The sequence below is a fragment of the Pandoraea nosoerga genome (assembly GCF_902459585.1).
GTDB lineage: Bacteria > Pseudomonadota > Gammaproteobacteria > Burkholderiales > Burkholderiaceae > Pandoraea > Pandoraea nosoerga.
In genome coordinates, this window is record NZ_CABPSC010000033.1 from 1 (window position 1) to 2,004 (window position 2,004).

General features: G+C 65.8%; 4 protein-coding genes. 1 reads left to right on the forward strand and 3 read right to left on the reverse strand.

Annotation, left to right across the window (positions count from 1 at the left end):
* On the forward strand, positions 1-166 hold a 166-nt coding region (locus tag PNO31109_RS21725), incomplete at its 5' end, for a helix-turn-helix domain-containing protein (protein WP_280525242.1).
* A gap of 23 nt (positions 167-189) precedes the next feature.
* On the opposite strand, the gene PNO31109_RS22030 is transcribed toward PNO31109_RS21725, so the two are convergent.
* The 3 genes from PNO31109_RS22030 to PNO31109_RS22080 all read right to left on the reverse strand — a co-directional run.
* On the reverse strand, positions 190-351 hold the full coding sequence (locus PNO31109_RS22030; protein WP_174966498.1) for a hypothetical protein: 162 nt from the start codon (positions 349-351) through the stop codon (positions 190-192).
* Positions 352-567: 216 nt separating this feature from the next.
* A complete protein-coding gene (locus PNO31109_RS21730; RefSeq protein ID WP_150557512.1) occupies positions 568-1,371 on the reverse strand; it encodes a MetQ/NlpA family ABC transporter substrate-binding protein in 804 nt (267 codons plus the stop codon).
* A 405-nt stretch (positions 1,372-1,776) separates the two neighbouring features.
* Positions 1,777-2,004 (reverse strand): hypothetical protein (locus PNO31109_RS22080; RefSeq protein WP_217433195.1); only part of this gene is annotated, 228 nt, incomplete at its 5' end.

Below are 2,004 nucleotides of genomic sequence, written 5' to 3' on the forward strand. Positions count from 1 at the left end.
CGCCGCCGCGCCACTCAGCGGCCGCGCGCGGCGCGCGGCGGCCGAACTCACGCGCATCCGCACGACGCTCGCCGCCTGCGGCGGTGATCGCGCGGCGGCGTGCGAGGCGCTCGGCATCAGCCGCTCGACGCTCTGGCGAAAATTGCGCGACGCGCCGGGCGACTGAGCCGGACGCATCGCCATGCGCCGTCAGTGCTGGTGACGGATGCGCTCCCACATTTCGTGCCAGTCAAGCCGCTTGTGCGCCGAGGGCTCGTCGTGATGCGTTACCCAGAAGTGATCCACGAGCATGCCGATGGCGAAGCCGACCAATAGCGCCACCAGCATCATCGAGACATTGATCATGGACATGGCAGCCTCCCGCTGATCCGGATCACATCTTCATTCTAGGCCAGCGCTTTCATGCCGGCAGGGGGATTTCGCGGGCCAAGGGAGTCAGCGTGGCCAGGGGGCTCATCGACGCATCGCTCGGCCAGCCGTCGACGGACCATAAAAAAAACCGGGGCCGAAACCCCGGTGCTGCCCATGCGCATGCGCTCACCGGGAAGCGAGCGCCATCGCGATGGCTTACCACGTGGCGATCAGCGCGCCATTGAATTTGGTCTTGATGAACTCCTTCACCTCGTCGGAGTGATAGGCGTCGACCAGTTGCTTGACCCAGGGCTTGTTGGCGTCCTGCGCGCGCACGGCGATCAGATTCGCATACGGGCCTTTCAGGTCTTCGATGGCGATGGCGTCGCGCTGCGGAACCAAACCGGCTTGCGCGGCGAAGTTGGTGTTGATCGACGCGGCGTCGAGGTCGGGCAGCGCGCGCGGCAACTGGGCAGCTTCGAGTTCCACGATCTTCAGCTTCTTCGGGTTCTCGACGATGTCGAGCGGCGTTGCGTTCTTGCCCTCGAGGCCGGCGCGCAGCTTGATCACCCCTTCCTTCTGCAGCAGGAGCAGCGCACGGTTGCCGTTCGACGGATCGTTCTGGATACCGACCTTGGCGCCATTCTTCAGGTCCTTGAGCGACTTCACCTTCTTCGAATAGAAACCCAGCGGCGAGACGTAGGTGAGACCGGCGCTCACGATCTTGTAGCCGCGGTCCTTGACCTGGCTGTCGAGGAACGGCTTGTGCTGGAAGCCGTTGGCGTCCAGATCGCCCGCATCGAGCGCGGCATTCGGCTGTGCGTAGTCACTGAATTCGATGATCTTGATTTCGAGACCGCGCTTGTGCGCGACCTGCTTCACCACCTCGAAGATCTGCGCATCCGAGCCGGCCATCGTGCCGACCCTCAGGGGCTTCTCGGGCGTCTGGGCCGAAACGCCAAAGGCGGCCAGCGCGAACGTAGCGCCGAGCAATGCGTTGATCAGTTGACGGGACAGCATGTGCGATTTCTCCTTTTGCTTATGAACGCCTGTTGGGCGCCTGTTCGGTGTCGGGCGGACCGGATGAGCCCGCGGCGGCCGCGAGCATCGCGACCCAGACCCCGGATGCTGCCACAGATGCGGGTATACGCGAAATACATTATCGGCATTTCCATATCCTCCGCCGGCAGCGATAGCGTCGGTAAATGACAAAAAAAACGCCCCTTCGGACTACCGAAGGGGCGCATCGCCGGGAGAACCGCCTGAGCACGGGCCGGGGGGAGTGGCACGGCTGGCGGGGCACCGCCAGCCGGTCGCGCCAGGAACCAGCGATCAACCTGCAAGACGCGTCGTGCCGTTGTTCTGAATGTCGGCCAGTTCCCGCACGCGCTGTGCCGAACGCGTGCGGGGCCGCCCGTCACTGGCTCAGGGGCACGGCTCTTCGCCGTTCTGACCATTCATCTGGCAGCCCCCGCCGCCACCGAAACCTGCGGGACCGCCGAACGCGGCAAGCCCATTGCCGCCCGCTGCGCCTCCGATACCGATACCACCGGGGCCGCGGGCGCCCACACCGCCACCGCTCGCCCCCGCGCCAACGCCGCCGCCAACGCCGCCACCGGTGCCGCCTCCGCTGCCACCACCGCCGGTGCCACC